Origin of the sequence: Corynebacterium guangdongense (genome assembly GCF_030408915.1) — a bacterium.
GTDB lineage: Bacteria > Actinomycetota > Actinomycetes > Mycobacteriales > Mycobacteriaceae > Corynebacterium > Corynebacterium guangdongense.
In genome coordinates this window covers 593,986-609,196 of the sequence record NZ_CP047654.1, presented here as the reverse complement: position 1 = coordinate 609,196, position 15,211 = coordinate 593,986, and the positions used below count along the sequence as shown (strand labels likewise).

The following is a 15,211-nucleotide window of genomic DNA, read 5'->3' as shown; positions in this document are numbered from 1 at the left end:
CCCTTCCCGAATTGAGGTTAGGCCCTCCTTAGTGAGGGCAGGGTAACCTTAATTCCAGAAAATATCGACGCGCAGCAGAAAGTGATCCACCCCACCCAATTTCTTGGGCAGGGTGGGGTCAGGGTTTCACCCGGATCCTCAGCCGGTGGTCACCTTTGGCGGCTCAGCTCCCCAGCGCGTCGACGGAGGCCGACAGCCACGCCATCAGCCCGCCGAGGACGAGGCTGAAGCCGACGTCGAAGCGCTTCGACCTGACGGCCAGGACGCCGACGATGGTCGAATCGCACACCGCCCGCACGGCGCCGAGCCAGATCACGCCGACGCCGAGGGCGAAAGTCGCGCGGCGCCAGTGCTCGGTGATCGCCCACACCCCCGACAACGCCATGATCCCGAGGAACACGGCCACCATGGCCCACTGCAGCCACGTCGGCAGCGCCGAGGGCCGGTTGCCCAGGTCATGGGGGTTGTCGAGCGAGAGGTTAGACCTGTTCAGCGCGTTCGACAACGTTGCGCACCAGGAATGCTCGAGTCAGCGGGCCGACGCCGCCCGGGTTCGGAGAGATCGCGCCGGCGACCTCCCAGACGTCCGGGTGCACGTCGCCGGCGAGCTTTCCGTCGAGGCGGGAGACGCCCACGTCGAGGATGGCCGCGCCCGGCTTGACCATGTCGGCGGTGAGCATGTGCGGCCTGCCCGCGGCGGCGACGATGATGTCGGCGTCGAGGGTCTCCTTGGCCAGGTCCTTCGTGCCGGTGTGGCACAGGACGACGGTGGCGTTCTCGGAGCGGCGGGTGAGCATGAGGCCGATCGGACGGCCGACGGTGACGCCGCGGCCGATGACGACGACCTTCGCGCCGTTGATCTCGACGCCGAAGCGGCGCAGCAGGTGGATCGCGCCGTTGGGGGTGCACGGCAGCGGGGCCGGCTCGTTGAGGACCAGCTTGCCCAGGTTGACCGGGTGCAGGCCGTCGGCGTCCTTGGCCGGGTCGATGCGCTCGAGCACCTCGTTCTCGTTGAGGTGCTTCGGCAGCGGCAGCTGGACGATGTAGCCGGTGACGTCGTCATCGGCGTTGAGCTCGTCGATGACGGCGAGCAGGTCCTCCTGGGTGATGTCCGCGGGCAGGTCCTTGCGGATGGAGGTGATGCCCAGCTGTTCGCAGTCGCGGTGCTTCATCTTCACGTAGGAGTGGGACGCCGGGTCGTCGCCGACGAGAACCGTGGCCAGGCCCGGCTTCTTCTCCAGCTTGTCGACGCGGGCCTTGAGGTCCTCGAAGATCTCGTCGCGGTACAGGTTTCCGTCCAGTTTGATCGCAGTCACGGACCCCATCCTAGACTGATGGACCGTGAGTGACTTACACGTCGTCTTCGACAACCCGGTGATCCCCTCCAACACGGGCAACGCGATCCGCCTGTCCGCGTGCACGGGTTCCTCGCTGCACCTGATCGAACCGCTCGGGTTCAACTTCGAGGACAAGAACCTCAAACGCGCCGGCCTGGACTACCACGACCTGGCGGACCTGCGGATCCACCCGGACGTCGACGCCTGCTTCGAGCAGCTGCCGGGGCGCATCTTCGCCTTCACAACGCGGGCCGACACATGGTTCACCGACGTCGAGTTCCGGCCCGGCGACGCCCTGCTCTTCGGCACCGAGCCGACCGGGCTGCCCGCCGAGCACCTGGCGCACCCGCGCGTCACGCAGGAGGTGCGCATCCCGATGGTGCCGGCGCGGCGTTCCCTCAACCTGGCGAACTCCGCCGCCATCGCCGTGTTCGAGGCGTGGCGTCAGCTCGGCTTCACGGGCGGGGTGTGAAGCGCCGCTCCAGCGGCTCCTGGTGAATCGGCGGCAGGACCCTGGCGCGCGTGACGACGGGCCCGACCTCCGGGTCCCCCAGCTTGGCGCGGTAGGCCATGCCCATGGTGATCCCGTGAGCCGGCTCGTCGACGAGCTCAATGCCGTCCCCGGCGCGGATCTCGCCGGGTTCGATGACCCGGAAATAGGCGCCGGAGTCGCCGCGGGCGATGAAGCGCCCGAGCCAGCCCTCCTCGTCCATCCACTCGGCGAAGGCGCGGCACGGGGTCCGCGCCACCGACACCTCCAGCAGCGCGGTGCCGATACGCACCCGCTGGTTGATGAGCAGATCGGTGAGGACGATTCCCTCGGTGGTGAGATTCTCGCCGAAGGTGCCGTCGGCAAGCTCGCGGCCCAGCTCCGCCTCCCACCAGTCGAGCTCCTCGCGGGCGAAGGCGTAGACCGCCTTGTGCGCCCCGCCGTGGTGCTCTTCGTCGCCGATGACGTCCCCGGCCACCCCCGAGCCGTCGCCGTAGTTCGGTCCCGGCGCGCTGATCGACAGCACCGGCGCCGGACGCTTGTCGATGCCCGTCACCCGCCCGTTCCAGTCGTGCGGGACGGCGATGTTGGTGGATTTCACGCGCCTCATAGTGGCCCATGGTACGACGGCAGTTCGCGGGTGCGCAGGCGTTGCAACAGCGCGTGTCCCTCGTCGACGTCGAGGTCGTGTCCCGCCATCCGCACCGGCCCCGCCACCAGGTCGAAGCGCACCGAGCACAACCGCAGCAGCTGCTGGAGCGGGCCGCGGCGGAGCGTGAGTTCCTGGATGTGGGAGGTGTGGATGATGGCGACGGAACGCGACAGCCTCCCGGTGTGGGTGATCGCGACGTCGCCGAGCATGGTCACGGCCTGCTGGGACAGATCCACCGGGGAGACCAGGCGTGCCCGTGTCGGCGATGTGAAGTCGGGGCGTGCGTGGCCTTCTGGGCGGGCGCGGGTCTCGAGCTCCTCCCGGCTCAGGTCCGTGACCACCGTGAGCACGTCCATGGCCTGCTCCCGCGTCCCGACTGGCAGGATCCGCGAGGTGCCCGACTTTTTGTTGGATTCGGCGCCGTACCCGGCCACCGTCACCGTCACGCGCCACCAGCCGAAGGGGCGCCACAGCATCGGCTGGTACGCGCGGACGCCGTGGATCCTCGCCAGGGGAATCGCTTGCCGACGCCGGTCGGCCAGCCCGTAGGAGAGGTTGAGGAGGTCCTGCTCCGTGTCGTGGGTGGCCGTGAATTTCCAGCTGGCGTCGATCTGCGCCCACAGGCCGGGCAGGATGCCGACCACGGCCGCCAGCGCCGTGGCTGTCGGCAGCGGTGAGGTGAGGAAGAAGAGCGTGAACGCCAGGCCGAGCAGGAAGGACCACTGCAGCCCCGCCCCCGCCAGCGCCCGGGCCAACGGGACCCGCAGCCCCTCATCGGCGCGGTCGACCGCCCCCGCCGCCCCCGCCGGCTCCTCCGGCCGCGACTGGACCCGGCCGAGCAGTTCGCGACGGAGCTCCTCGGCGACGCCGCGGTCCAGGTAGGCGATCTCGATGGCCGAGGAGGCGCCGCCGGCGATCTCCACCCGCACCGTGGCCACCCGGAAGATCCGCGCGATCACCGACTCGACCACGTCCACGGCCTGGATGCGGTCGTAGCGGGCGGTGCGCAGCTGGCGCGAGAGCACGCCACGCTGGAGGGCCAGTTCCTCCTCGCGCAGCTCGTAGCCGGTGGCCTTCCACCAGAACCAGGACACCGCCCACACGCAGACGCACGCCAGGACGAACACGCCCAGGCCCACCGCCAGCGGCGCGACGTCGCCGCCGCGGAAGAACTCCAGCGCGGGTTCGGCGATCATCTCGGCAAAGTTGAGCACCACGACCGCGAGCAGCGCGAGGATGACCGTCCAGAAGCGCAGCAGCGGGGTGAGCCGGTGGACCCGCCTCACAGTCCGCTCATCCTCTCGCGGGCCATGACCGTCAGCCTTTCCCTCAGCGCGTCGGCCTCGGCGGCCGTCAGTCCCGGCAGTGTGGTGTCGGTCGTCGCCGAGGCAGTGTGCAGCTTGAGTTTCTTGAGCCCGAAGGCCCGCTCGACTGGCCCGGCGGTGACGTCGACGAACTGGATGCGGCCATAAGGCACGACGGTGAAGCGGTGCCACAGCCTGCCCCGGGTGAGCAGCAGTTCGTCCTCGGTTTCCCGCCAGCCGAGCAGCCGCACCTGGGCCGGGATGAGCCAGAGCCGCCACAGGAAGAGGACGAGGAAGAACGCCGCGCCGAACCACCACCAGGGGCTGACCCTGACCGCCAGGACGGCGCCCACCACCGCGAAAATCACCCACCAGGGCAACTCCCCGAGGTACCGGACCAGCGTGAGTGCGGGAGAGACGCTGTTCATGGGCTGTTCCTGCATGGGGCCATCGTATATCCGGGCTGGTGCGCTCAGCGGAAGTCCCGCGACCCCCTACTCAGCCACTCCCCCAGTTCCAGCGGTTCCAGCCGGTCGGCGACGACGCTGACCGCGCCGCTGGCGTTCTGGACGATACCCCGGATGACCAGCGCCCTGGCCGTGCGGGCGAGGACGCGCTGCCGCTTCCACAGGCCCGGCGAGACCATGACGTTGATCAGCCCGGTCTCGTCCTCCAAGCCCAGAAACGTCAGGCCGGAGGCCGTCTGCGGGCGCTGGCGGTGCGTGACGATCCCCGCCACCCGGACTCGCGAGTTGTCCCGCGCGGTCCGGAGCGCGGCGGCCGTCAACACCCCCGCCTCCGCCAACCCCGCCCGCACCATGGCCATCGGCTGTCGGTCCGCGGTGACGCCGGTGGTCACGATGTCCGCGACCATCAGCTCGAAGGCGTTCATCCCCGGCAGGGTCGGCGCGGTGATCGCCGAGAGTCCCGGCAGCATGCCCTCACGTTCCGTCGCCGCGACGCCCGCCTCCCACAGCGTCCGCCGCCGGTCCCCGAACGTCGACAGCGCGCCGGCCTTCGCCAGCGCCTCGGTCTGCACCACCGTGAGGTCCGCCCGGCGCGAGAGATCCGCGATGGAGGTGTAGGGGGCATGCTGCTCGACGCGCTCCGCCGCCTTCTCCCCCAGCCCGGCAATGAGATTGAGACCCACTCGAATGCGGCCGTCCGTAACCTTCGCCTGGGCGCCGGACTCGTTGACGTCGACCGGCAGGATCTCGATGCCGTGCCGACGCGCGTCCTGGATCAGCGACTGCGGCGAATAGAACCCCATCGGCTGCGCCCGCAGCAGGCCGACGCAGAACTCCGCCGGGTAGTGGTGTTTGAACCAGGCCGAGAAGTAGACGAGCGAGGCGAAGGACTGCGAGTGCGATTCCGGGAAGCCGTAGGCCGCGAAGGCGACGATCTTGTTCCACAGCTTCTCCGCGGTCTCCCCGACAATCCCGTTGGTCCGCTCCAACCCCTCATGGAAACGCACGCGTAGCGCCTCCATCCGCTCGGGCGATCTCTTCGACCCCATCGCCCGGCGCAACTGGTCGGCCTCGCCGCCGGAGAAGCCCGCCGCGTCGACGGCGATCTGCATGAGCTGCTCCTGGAACAACGGCACCCCGAGCGTCTTGCCCAGCGACTTCTCCAGCACGGGGTGGTCGTACTCGATTTTCTCCCTCCCGTCACGCCGGCGCAGGTAGGGGTGCACCGAACCTCCCTGAATGGGGCCGGGACGGACCAGCGCCACCTCCACCACCAGGTCAAAGAAGGTCCGGGGCTTGAGCCGGGGCAGCGTCGCCAGCTGTGCGCGCGACTCCACCTGGAACACCCCGACCGCATCGGCCCGGCAGAGCATGTCGTAGACCTCCGGGTCCGCCAGGTCCAGCTCCCACAGGTTGACGGTGCGGCCGTACTGCTGGCGCACCAGGTCGATCATGTGGTGCAGCGCCTCGAGCATGCCCAGGCCGAGCAGGTCGAACTTGACCAGCCCTGCCACGGCACAGTCGTCCTTGTCCCACTGGACCACGGAGCGGTTCTCCATGCGCGCCCACTCGACGGGCACGACGTCGGCGATGGGCCGGTCGCAGATGACCATGCCCCCGGAGTGGATGCCCAGGTGCCGGGGTTGGCCCAGGAAGGCGGCGGCGAGCTCGGCGACGTCGCCCGGCACCTCGGCCGTGCCCTTGACCCAGCCGTCGGCCGCGCCCTGCGGGTAACCCAACGCCCGCGCCGCGTCGCGCACCGCGCCCTTGCGCCGGTAGGTGATGACGTTGGCCACCTGGGCCGCGTTGTCGCGCCCGTACCTGCCGTAGACGTACTGGATCACCTCCTCGCGTCGGCCGGATTCGATGTCGATGTCGATGTCCGGCGGTCCGTCGCGTTCCGGGGACAGGAAACGTTCGAACAGCAGCCCCGCCGAGATCGGCTCCGCGTTGGTGATGCCCAGCGCGAAACACACCGCGGAGTTCGCCGCGGAGCCGCGTCCCTGGCACAGGATGTCGTTGTCCCGGCAGAAGTCCACCAGGTCGTTGACGATGAGAAAGTAGCCCGGGAAGTTCAGGGACCCGATGACGCCGAGTTCATGATCGATCTGCGTCATCGCCCGGGCCTGTATCTCCGGGGGCCGCGAGCGGTAACGCAGCCGCGCCCGCTCCCTCGTCAGCTCCGCCAGCCAGCTCATTTCCGTGTGCCCCGCCGGCGTCTCGAAGTCCGGCAGCTCCGGGGCCACCAGCGCCAGCGGGAACGACAGCTCCTCGGCCAGCGTCACCGCGTTCGCCACCAGGTCCGGACGCCGGCTCATGCGCAGCATCTGCTCCCCCGAGCGCAGCCACGGTGCGCCCATGGGGTGCAGATCCCGCTCCGCGCCCGCCAGCGAGCGGCGCATGCCCAGGGAGTATTTTGCCGCGGCCAGGCGGCCGTCCTGCCGGGTCGCCGCCGCTGGCCGGGCGGAGACGATGCCGCGCAGATTGTTGAACCTGTCGAGCAGACGGTGGTGGTCCGCGTCCTCCGGCCTCATGGTCACCGCGTACTCGAGGACGAGGTTGTCCTCCCCGAAGGCGTCGACAAGCCTGCCCATCTGCGGCGTCCAGGGGTGGTCGACGAGCACGACGCAGTGCCCGCCCAGTTCCTCGGCGATCTGCTCGATCTGCAGGTAGGCGACCTCATTCTTCGCCCGCGTGCGCATGTGCGCGTCCGACATCAGGTGGGAGAGGCGACGGTAGCCCTCGGGCCCGCGGCACAGCAGGGTCAGGGGCCGCTCGAGGGAGATTTCGGCGCCGTGCACCGTGGCCAGGCCCACCTCCCGGGCGGCCTCCGCGAAACGCACGGCCCCGTAGAAGCCGTCCCGGTCGAGCAGCGCCAGGTGCGTCAGCCCGAGTTCGACGGCCCGGGCGACCATGGCGTCCGGGTCGGCGGCCCCGGCCAGGAACGCGTAGGAGCTGGTGGCGTGCAGCTCGGCGAAAGGGGTCGCATCCTTTCCCGGGACAGGCTTGTCGACGCCCGCCGAGGCGGGCACCGGGGTCGGCTCACTGCGCCCGGACAGGATGGCCTCCATCCGGGACCAGTTCAGTGGCTTCGCGTTGAACCTCATGATCCGAAGCCTACCCCCCCAGTCGAACATAGGTTCTAATAGTTCGGATGCTAGATTGAACCCCGTCCAGAAATCCTGAAAGGATCCCCGTGCGCCTTCGCAGCCTCGCCCTTGTCGCGTTCAGTGCAGTCACTTTAGTGGCCTGCACGGACGCGCCCTCCGACACCATCCGCATCGGCGCCATCGACGCGAACCAGCGCGAATGGCACGTGTTCCAGGAACTGGCGCGGGAGCACGGATTTGAGGTCGAGATCGTCACCTACGGCGATTACACGACGCCCAACGACGCACTCGCCAGCGGCCAGATCGACCTCAACAACTTCCAGCACCTGAGCTACCTCGGCGGCTACAACGTCCGCGCGGAGGAGGACCTCGTCCCGATCGCCTCGACGGCCGTCTACCCGCTGGGCCTGTACTTCGAGGGCGGCCTCGCGGAGGTGAGGGGCGAGGAGGTCACCATCCCCCAGGACGCCGCCAATCAGGGCCGCGCCATCAACCTGCTCCGGGACGCGGGCCTGGTCACGCTGCGCGAAGGCGCCCCCGCACATCCGACGCCGGCGGACATCCTGGCGGCGGACTCTGAGGTCACCGTGCGTCCGGTCGCCCCGGCGGAGGTCGTCGCCGCCTTCGAGGAGGGTTCCGCCGCCGTCATCCCCAGCTCCGGGCTGGCGCTGGCCGGGGTCGACGCCAGCAGCGCGCTCGCCTCCGACGACCCCGCCGACGTCGCCTCCGAGCCGTACACCTACGTGTGGGCGACCACGCCGGACAAGGTCGACGACGAACGGCTCAATGAACTCGTCGACCTCTGGCACGACCCGGCCGTCGACGAGGCCGTCATTGAATCCTCCCGCGGCACCGCCGTGCCGGTCGACAAGGGCCGGGCCGAGCTCCAGCGCATTCTGGAACAGGAGGAGCGCTGGTTCGACCGCTAGCCTCCGGACCACTCATTGTCCCTAAATAGACCAAGCGGTACAGCATTTGCTAAGTTTACGGAAGTCACTTCCGTACCCCCAAGACAAGGACCGGACCATGAACATCCGTCGCATTGCAACGCTGACTGCAGCCACCCTCGCCGCTACCAGCCTGGTGGCGTGCTCCTCCGAATCCGAGAGCACCGACACCGCCGCCGAGAGCAATGAGCCCATCCGCGTCGGCACCACCGACGACAACCTTCCGGAGTGGGAGGTCTTCGCGGACCTCGCCGAGGAGAAGGGCATCGAGATGGAGATCGTTCCGTTCTCGGACTACAACACCCCGAACGACGCCCTGGTCCAGGATCAGATCGACGTCAACAAGTTCCAGCACCTAGCGTTCCTCGCGGAGTACAACGTCGGCGCCGGCGCCGACCTGGTCCCGATCTCCTCCACCGAGATCTACCCGCTGGCACTGTTCTGGGACGGCCACGACTCCCTGGACGGCATCGAGGGCCAGCGCGTCGCCGTCCCGAACGATCCGACCAACCAGGGCCGCGCCATCAACCTGCTGGCCGCCAACGGCCTGGTCACCCTCAAGGAGGAGGGCCTGCTGAGCCCGACCCCGGCAGACGTCGACCAGGCAGCCTCCAAGGTCGAGGTCACCCCGGTCGACGCCGCGCAGACCACCATCGCCTACAACTCCGGCGAGCCTGCCGTCGTCAACAACAGCTTCGTCCTTCGTGCAGGCCTGAACCCGGACGACGCCATCCTCGAGGACGATCCGAACTCCGAGGGCGCCGAGCCGTACATCAACATCTGGGCCACCACCCCGGAGAAGGCCGACGACGAGCGCATCAACGAGCTCGCCGAGCTCTGGAAGGACCCGGCCGTCGCCGAGGCCGTCCAGGAATCCTCCGGCGGCACCGCCGTCGCCGTGGACCGTCCGCGCGAGGACCTCGAGCAGATCCTGCAGCGCCTGGAAGAGGAGAACTCCTAAACATGGCAGGTACACGCATTGAGTTTCAAGGCGTGTCCAAAGTCTTCGACACCGATATCGTCGCCGTCGACAACGTGAGCTTCACGGTCGAGCCCGGCGAGATACTCGGTGTCATCGGCTATTCCGGGGCCGGCAAATCCACCCTGGTTCGGCTGATCAACGGCCTGGACACGGCAACCGGCGGCAGCATTCTCCTCGACGGCGTCGACGTCGTCGGCAAGTCCGAGAAGCAGCTGCGCACCATCCGCCAGGACATCGGCATGATCTTCCAGCAGTTCAACCTGCTGGACTCCCGCACCGCGGCCCGCAACGTCGAATATCCGCTGGAGATCATCGGTGCCAAGGACCGCAAGGCCCGGGTCCGGGAACTGCTCGAGTTCGTGGGCCTGGGCGATCGTGCGAAGAGCTTTCCGGAACAGCTTTCCGGCGGGCAGAAGCAGCGCGTCGGCATCGCCCGTGCGCTCGCCACCAACCCGCGCCTGCTGCTCGCCGACGAAGCCACCTCCGCCCTCGATCCGGAGACCACGCATGAGGTCCTCGATCTCCTGCGCAAGGTCAACCGGGAGTTCGGCATCACCATCGTCGTGATCACCCACGAAATGGACGTGGTCCGTTCGATCGCCGACAAGGTCGCGGTCATGGAGCGGGGGCGCGTCGTCGAGTACGGGACGGTCTACGACGTCTTCTCCAACCCGGAGACTGCGGTGGCGAAACGCTTTGTCGCCACCTCGCTGCGCAACACCCCGGACGAGGTCGAGGCCGAGGATCTGCTGGCCCACGCCGGGCGACTGTTCACCATCGCCCTGACCGAGGAGAGCGGGTTCTTCTCCGCGTCGGCCAGGTTCATCGACGCCGGCGGTTCCCTCGACGTCGTCCACGGTGGCGTGACGACCCTGCAGAAGAAGTCCTTCGGCAAGGTCACGGTCCGTCTCACCGGACCGGATGCGGCAATTGAGGAGTTTTATCGCTCCCTTAACCTGACCACCGAGATTGAGGAGATTCGCCGATGACGACAACGCTTCTCGCGGCCGACTGGGAGCGCCTGGGCCCGACTTTCGCCGAGGCCGTCTGGGACACCCTCTACATGGTCATCATCACGCTGGTGGCCGCCGGTGTCCTGGGACTGCTCGTCGGCATCCTCCTGTTCACCACCCGACAGGGCGGGATCCTGCAGAACAAGGCCGTCTACTGGGTGCTGAATTTTCTGGTGAACTTCATCCGTCCGATCCCGTTCATCATCCTCATCGCGATGATGGCGCCGGTGACCATTGAGGTGGTGGGCACGACCATCGGCAGGAACGCGGCGGTATTCGTCATGGTCATTGCCGCGACGTTCTCGGTGGCCCGTATCGTCGAGCAGAACCTCGTCGCCATCCACCCGGGCAAGATTGAGGCCGCCCGGGCGATGGGCGCCTCGCCGTGGCGCATCATCCGCACGGTGATCATTCCCGAGGCACTCGGCCCCCTGATCCTCGGTTACACCTTCCTGTTCATCGCCATCGTCGACATGTCCGCGATGGCCGGCTACGTCGGCGCCGGTGGCCTGGGCGATTTCGCCATCGTCTACGGCTACCGCGCCTTCGACCAGGAGGCGACCTGGGCAGCCGTCCTGGTCATCGTGGTCATCGTTCAGCTGGCGCAGGTCTTCGGCAACTGGCTGTCGAAGAAGATCATGCGACGCTAGGCGTCAGACGACCGTCCGAGGATCGCGCTTCTCGGGCGGTTGTTCCATTTTCCTCCCCCATTTCCCGAGCCTGCTCAGGCGGTTCCCCACAGCCGGGCCCGGCGTTTCTTCAGACGCTCACCCAGGGTCGAGAGCCAGCGGCGATTGGCCGGGGCCAGTGGCCCGGCCGCTTCATCGACCACCCACTTCCCGTTGGCGAAGAGCCAGTAGACGTCGCCGGTGACGTCGTCGAAGAGGTAGTGGATCAGCTTCTCCGTCTTTCGGTTGTGGTGGCGGCGGCAGAGGCAGACCATGTTCCTGGGTGAAGTCGCCCCGCCGTCGGCATGGTTGACGCGATGGTCCTTGTCCGTCCCCTCCGCGGGGGCGTCGCACCCGGGCCATCGGCAGGTCCCGTCCCGCCCTTCCAGGTAGGCGCGCTGCGCTCCGGAGGGCGAGTACCCCTCCACCTCAGAGTGCGCGGCCTCGTCCATGTCCCGCACCCGGCCGACGTGCTCATCCAGCTTCTCCTCGGCTTCCTCCGTCAGCAGGGTCCGGTCGGGGAGGAACGTCGGGGCGCCCGGGATGTCGTTGGCCTTGTAGACGTTCATCGTCACACTGACGGTGACCTGGTTGAGGACGATGTCGGCGTGCGCCTCCGCGATGGTGAGGCCTTTCTGCGCCGCATGCTCACGCAGTGCCCGGTCAATGATGGCGGCGGTGGCCTGATCATGGCTGATCGCGGTGCCGACGGTGCCGGGACCATCCGGATACTGCAGGTACCCGTCGTCGAGCTCCCTCTTCTGTTCCCTCTCCTTCTTCTTCCCGTCCGGTATCTCGGCCTGGAGCAGCGAAAGCAGCTGCCTGAGCTTCCGGGTGATCGCCGCGGGAGTCGGCAGCACCTGCGCGGCCCTCTTCGGAGTGAGGTAGGCGGTGAGCTGCTCATCGAGGAACGCCCATGCCCCGGCGTCCCCGTCGAGATCGGGATCGAGCTTGAAGATGACCTCCGCGATGCGGACCAGCGTGTACATGTCGAGATGCATCATGTCCTCGACGAGACGCCTGAGCGACGGCAGCCGGTCCAGGACGTCGAGCGCAACCAGGTGGGACTCAATAAAGCGTGGGGTGCCGCCGGGCGAGGCCCTGAGCTCGGCGGCGTGCTCGTCCCAGTCCCGGTTGCCTTCGGTCAGTGGTCCGACCTGCGAGTGGCAGACCCGCCAGGCGGCGTAGTCCGCGCGGCGCGCCACCAGGGCCGCCTGCGCGATCGGATCGTGTGGTGAACATAGCGCGTAGTAGGGACCGTCATCTCCGTCAGTCACAGCTGCTCTTCCCCCGAAAAATATGTTAGCTCATACGTTCGAAATTGAAGCTATCCGAGACCGCAGACACGCCACCCCCTTTCGGGGCCAGTTCGCCACCTTCCCGCATTTTATACAGGCGAATGCATGGCCTCTATAACGATGCGGATACAATCACTGGGGGACCCCCGTTTTAATTTTCATCCTTGTGACCCCCTAGTTACGGTGGCAGGCATGAGCGCAGACCTTCGCACGACAGCCCGCCTCGCTCTGCTCGTGACCTCCATGGCCGTCGGCCTCGTCGCCTGCAGCCCTGCCCAAGGCGGCACCACCCTCGCCGCCAGCACCGCCGGAACCGGCGTCGGACTGACCCCGCTCGGCAACGCGAACACCACGGTGAAGACGCAGCGCCCGGAAGCCCCCGCCCAACTCATGGTCGTCAACGTCCGCGTCGGCAGCCACGAAGGCTTCGACCGCGTCGTCTTCGACCTCGTGGGCAGCGGTGAGCCCGGCTGGTTCATCGACTACACGAACAAGCCGTCCCAGCAGGGCTCCGGCACCCCGGTGGCCCACGAAGGCGCCATCGCACTCAACGTCAACATTGACGGCACGGCCTACCCGTTTGAACTGGGCATGGAGGATCCCCGGCTGGGTCGCATCCCGGGCTCCGGCAACGTGAACGAGGTCATCAGTGTCGGCACCTTCGAGGGCCGATCCCAGTTCGTCATCGGCCTGCAGCGCCAAGCCGCCTACTCCGTGCAGGTTCTCGAGGAGCCCAAGCGCCTCGTCGTGGACATCGTCCAGAACTAACCGTAGGTGGCCTCCACCCGCCACCCCTTCACCCAGATGAGCAGCCAGGCCCTCTGTTCCTCCGCGCCGTCCACGCCCACCACCTGCAGGCGGGCCACCCGCCGCCGGCCATGCCACCACCCCAGATCCACCGGCCACGGCCCGGACCAGGCGACGACCAGGTAGCGGGCCCGGCCCCACCCGAGAGCGTAGGGATCGGAGCTGAGCAGCGCTTCCGCGGTGACGTAGACGTCGGCGGCGCGCGCGTCGACAAGCCGGACCCGTGCGGCGGGGTGCTGCGGGCCGGAGCCGAGCCGCGCGGGCAGCGGTGAAGGAATCCGACCAGGCCAGGACCCGTCCAGCCCGGGGATGGGCCGCTCACCGAAGGGGATGAAGTCAATCCTTTCCGCCACTCCCCGCCCACCGGCATGCCGGGGTTGCAGCACGCGGTCGACGCCGAGCGTCGACTGCACGCGCTCAACGACGCGCCGCGCCGCCGCCGCGGAGGCGCCGTCCCGCCAGAGCTCACCGGCGACGGGGACGGCGACGTCCAGGGCGGTCAGGGTCAGGGAGAGAATGCGGCCGGAGTTGCCGCCGGTGAGCCAGCCGTCGAGTTGCCAGCGCACCCGATCAGCGGTGGCGGATTCCGTGAGGGGCTCCCGCGTCCGCCAGACCCGCTCCACCACGCCCTGTTCCACCTCCGCAGTGACCTGCAGACGCAGGCACACCTGCCCGGCGTCACGCAGTTTCCCGTGCAACCGCGCGGCCAGGGCGCGGCCGGCGAAGGCCGCCTCATCGACGCGCTCGATGGGTTCCTCCGGCGCCACCGTCACCGCCAGCGGGGGCGCCTGCGGTTCGGGGGCGACGCGGCGGTCAGGTTCCGCCCGGGCGATGCGGTGACAAAGCATGCCCGCGGAACCGAAGCGCGTCGCCACGGACTCGGCCGGGAGGGCCGCCAGTTCGCCCAGGGTGCGCACCCCGAGAATGTTCAGCGAGGACAGGATGCTCCGGTCACAATCCACCGCCTCCAGGGACCGGAGGGGCAGGCCGGACAGGAAATCGCTGGAATCCGTGACGATCCGGTTGTGGCGCGCGGCCAGCACTGCGGTGGCTATCTCATCGGCCACGCCCACCTGGACGTCGAGGTTGATGCGGGTGGCGGCGTCGAGAAGCATCTCGACGGCGACGTTCTCCCCGCCGTGGAAGCGGGCGGCGGCCGAGGCGTCGACGAGGACCAGCCCGGGGCGCAGCACCTCGATGGAGGAGGCGACGTCATCGAGGCCGGCGGCAATCTCGGCGAAGACGCGTCCGTCGCGGTCGGGGGCGTCGTCGAGCAGGGTCAGCGCAGGAATGAGCGCCTGCGCCTGACGCACCTTCATCCCGCGCCGGAGGCCTCCCGAATGCACGCGGATGCGGTGGTTCCTCACGATGGCGAGGGGACCCTCGATACCGAGCTCCCGGCGCGCGGCCTGGATCGGCCAGTCCGGGAACCACAGGGCGGCCACCCGCATCACACGGCCCTCAGACGCGGCGCCTCACCCACGTTCAGCGTCATCGACGCCCGCCGGGTGGTCTCCTTCACGGCGATGTCGTAGCCCCGGATCCGCCCGGTACCCCGGCCGATGCCGCGGTAGGTGGTGACACGGGCGTCAACGCGCGCGGCGGGCGACTGGACGGCCAGGTTGACGATGAGCAGCGCGGCCCGCCCCTGCCGGAGCCTGCCGAGCAGCGGACGCGCCCGCACCGGGGAGAGGGTGAGCGGGACATGTGAATGCCAGACCACCAGGTCCAGCCCCTCCACCAGGACGGAGGTGACGCCGAGCGGATCTCCACCCGGATCGGGGACGACGATGACCTGCTCGAGACGCTCGACGTCAGCCAGCGAGAGGTCCGGCCAGCCGACGACGCCGACGTGTCCGCCCCGTCCGCTAACCTCCCGGATGATCTCGACGACGAGGGCGGGACAGTCGGACACCTCGGTGACCGCCTGCCGCGCCAGTCCACCAGCCGGGAGGACGCGATCCAGGTCACCGACGGAGAGAACCTCGTGCTCGAGCGCCGGGGCGGCCCCCTCGAGCTGCTCCATGCGCGCACGCAGAGCGGCGATGTGCTCAGAGCGCGAGACCCCCGCCGTGATTCGAACACGCGTTCTATCCATGTCTTCCAGTATGGCCGCCGGGAAAGATCCCGTCAACT

At 68.5% G+C, this 15,211-nt stretch carries 15 protein-coding genes; 6 read left to right on the top strand and 9 right to left on the bottom strand.

Features of this window, described 5'->3' with window-relative positions; translation table 11 throughout:
* Positions 1-163: 163 nt before the first annotated feature.
* Entirely contained in the window at positions 164-505 is a 342-nt protein-coding gene (locus tag CGUA_RS02985) for a DUF3017 domain-containing protein (RefSeq protein WP_290197584.1), read from the bottom strand.
* Positions 480-1,316, bottom strand: coding sequence for a bifunctional methylenetetrahydrofolate dehydrogenase/methenyltetrahydrofolate cyclohydrolase (locus tag CGUA_RS02980; RefSeq protein ID WP_290197582.1), 837 nt, complete (start codon positions 1,314-1,316; stop codon positions 480-482). The genes CGUA_RS02985 and CGUA_RS02980 overlap by 26 nt, the downstream gene beginning before the upstream one ends.
* 25 nt (positions 1,317-1,341) lie before the next feature.
* On the opposite strand from CGUA_RS02980, the gene CGUA_RS02975 reads away from it, so the two are divergent.
* A complete protein-coding gene (locus CGUA_RS02975; protein ID WP_290197579.1) occupies positions 1,342-1,809 on the top strand; it encodes a tRNA (cytidine(34)-2'-O)-methyltransferase in 468 nt (155 codons plus the stop codon).
* Here CGUA_RS02975 and CGUA_RS02970 read toward each other — a convergent pair.
* The 4 genes from CGUA_RS02970 to CGUA_RS02955 are packed head-to-tail and all read right to left on the bottom strand — an operon-like array spanning position 1,793 to position 7,357.
* Complete coding sequence (locus CGUA_RS02970) at positions 1,793-2,437, bottom strand: MOSC domain-containing protein (protein WP_290197577.1); 645 nt, start codon at positions 2,435-2,437, stop codon at positions 1,793-1,795. The two genes, CGUA_RS02975 and CGUA_RS02970, sit on opposite strands and share 17 nt — an antisense overlap.
* Positions 2,434-3,765 (bottom strand): PH domain-containing protein, encoded by a 1,332-nt coding sequence (locus tag CGUA_RS02965; RefSeq protein WP_290197575.1) that lies wholly within the window; start codon positions 3,763-3,765, stop codon positions 2,434-2,436. The genes CGUA_RS02970 and CGUA_RS02965 overlap by 4 nt, the downstream gene beginning before the upstream one ends.
* Positions 3,762-4,211: a PH domain-containing protein gene (locus CGUA_RS02960; protein ID WP_290197573.1), complete on the bottom strand. Its 450-nt coding sequence runs from the start codon at positions 4,209-4,211 to the stop codon at positions 3,762-3,764. Before CGUA_RS02960 ends, CGUA_RS02965 begins: the two co-directional genes overlap by 4 nt.
* 44 nt (positions 4,212-4,255) lie before the next feature.
* Complete coding sequence (locus CGUA_RS02955; protein WP_290197571.1) at positions 4,256-7,357, bottom strand: error-prone DNA polymerase; 3,102 nt, start codon at positions 7,355-7,357, stop codon at positions 4,256-4,258.
* A 137-nt stretch (positions 7,358-7,494) separates the two neighbouring features.
* Between CGUA_RS02955 and CGUA_RS02950 the strand changes: the two genes are divergently transcribed.
* From CGUA_RS02950 to CGUA_RS02935, 4 genes are all read left to right on the top strand, one after another.
* Positions 7,495-8,289: a MetQ/NlpA family ABC transporter substrate-binding protein gene (locus CGUA_RS02950; RefSeq protein ID WP_290197569.1), complete on the top strand. Its 795-nt coding sequence runs from the start codon at positions 7,495-7,497 to the stop codon at positions 8,287-8,289.
* 97 nt (positions 8,290-8,386) lie between these two features.
* On the top strand, positions 8,387-9,268 hold the full coding sequence (locus tag CGUA_RS02945) for a MetQ/NlpA family ABC transporter substrate-binding protein (protein ID WP_290197567.1): 882 nt from the start codon (positions 8,387-8,389) through the stop codon (positions 9,266-9,268).
* Positions 9,269-9,270: 2 nt separating this feature from the next.
* On the top strand, positions 9,271-10,278 hold the full coding sequence (locus tag CGUA_RS02940) for a methionine ABC transporter ATP-binding protein (protein ID WP_290197565.1): 1,008 nt from the start codon (positions 9,271-9,273) through the stop codon (positions 10,276-10,278).
* Positions 10,275-10,952, top strand: coding sequence for a methionine ABC transporter permease (locus CGUA_RS02935; RefSeq protein ID WP_290197562.1), 678 nt, complete (start codon positions 10,275-10,277; stop codon positions 10,950-10,952). The genes CGUA_RS02940 and CGUA_RS02935 overlap by 4 nt, the downstream gene beginning before the upstream one ends.
* A gap of 74 nt (positions 10,953-11,026) precedes the next feature.
* On the opposite strand, the gene CGUA_RS02930 is transcribed toward CGUA_RS02935, so the two are convergent.
* Positions 11,027-12,247 (bottom strand): HNH endonuclease signature motif containing protein, encoded by a 1,221-nt coding sequence (locus tag CGUA_RS02930; protein ID WP_290197559.1) that lies wholly within the window; start codon positions 12,245-12,247, stop codon positions 11,027-11,029.
* Between the two features lie 213 nt (positions 12,248-12,460).
* On the opposite strand from CGUA_RS02930, the gene CGUA_RS02925 reads away from it, so the two are divergent.
* A complete protein-coding gene (locus CGUA_RS02925; RefSeq protein ID WP_290197557.1) occupies positions 12,461-13,036 on the top strand; it encodes an AMIN-like domain-containing (lipo)protein in 576 nt (191 codons plus the stop codon).
* On the opposite strand, the gene CGUA_RS02920 is transcribed toward CGUA_RS02925, so the two are convergent.
* Complete coding sequence (locus CGUA_RS02920) at positions 13,033-14,526, bottom strand: Y-family DNA polymerase (RefSeq protein ID WP_290197555.1); 1,494 nt, start codon at positions 14,524-14,526, stop codon at positions 13,033-13,035. The genes CGUA_RS02925 and CGUA_RS02920 overlap by 4 nt on opposite strands.
* Positions 14,526-15,173 carry a DnaE2-dependent mutagenesis accessory factor ImuA' gene (imuA', locus tag CGUA_RS02915; RefSeq protein WP_290197553.1) on the bottom strand — a complete coding sequence of 216 codons (648 nt, stop codon included), beginning with the start codon at positions 15,171-15,173 and terminating at the stop codon, positions 14,526-14,528. The genes CGUA_RS02920 and imuA' overlap by 1 nt, the downstream gene beginning before the upstream one ends.
* Positions 15,174-15,211: the final 38 nt, after the last annotated feature.

What these genes read in the sequence shown, in the direction of transcription:
- CGUA_RS02970 (WP_290197577.1), bottom strand. Translation starts at nt 2,437, where the DNA reads ATGAGGCGCGTGAAATCCACCAACATCGCCGTCCCGCACGACTGGAAC.
- CGUA_RS02960 (WP_290197573.1), bottom strand. Translation starts at nt 4,211, where the DNA reads ATGAACAGCGTCTCTCCCGCACTCACGCTGGTCCGGTACCTCGGGGAG.
- CGUA_RS02955 (WP_290197571.1), bottom strand. Translation starts at nt 7,357, where the DNA reads ATGAGGTTCAACGCGAAGCCACTGAACTGGTCCCGGATGGAGGCCATC.
- CGUA_RS02945 (WP_290197567.1), top strand. Translation starts at nt 8,387, where the DNA reads ATGAACATCCGTCGCATTGCAACGCTGACTGCAGCCACCCTCGCCGCT.
- CGUA_RS02940 (WP_290197565.1), top strand. Translation starts at nt 9,271, where the DNA reads ATGGCAGGTACACGCATTGAGTTTCAAGGCGTGTCCAAAGTCTTCGAC.
- CGUA_RS02935 (WP_290197562.1), top strand. Translation starts at nt 10,275, where the DNA reads ATGACGACAACGCTTCTCGCGGCCGACTGGGAGCGCCTGGGCCCGACT.
- CGUA_RS02925 (WP_290197557.1), top strand. Translation starts at nt 12,461, where the DNA reads ATGAGCGCAGACCTTCGCACGACAGCCCGCCTCGCTCTGCTCGTGACC.
- CGUA_RS02920 (WP_290197555.1), bottom strand. Translation starts at nt 14,526, where the DNA reads ATGCGGGTGGCCGCCCTGTGGTTCCCGGACTGGCCGATCCAGGCCGCG.
- imuA' (WP_290197553.1), bottom strand. Translation starts at nt 15,173, where the DNA reads ATGGATAGAACGCGTGTTCGAATCACGGCGGGGGTCTCGCGCTCTGAG.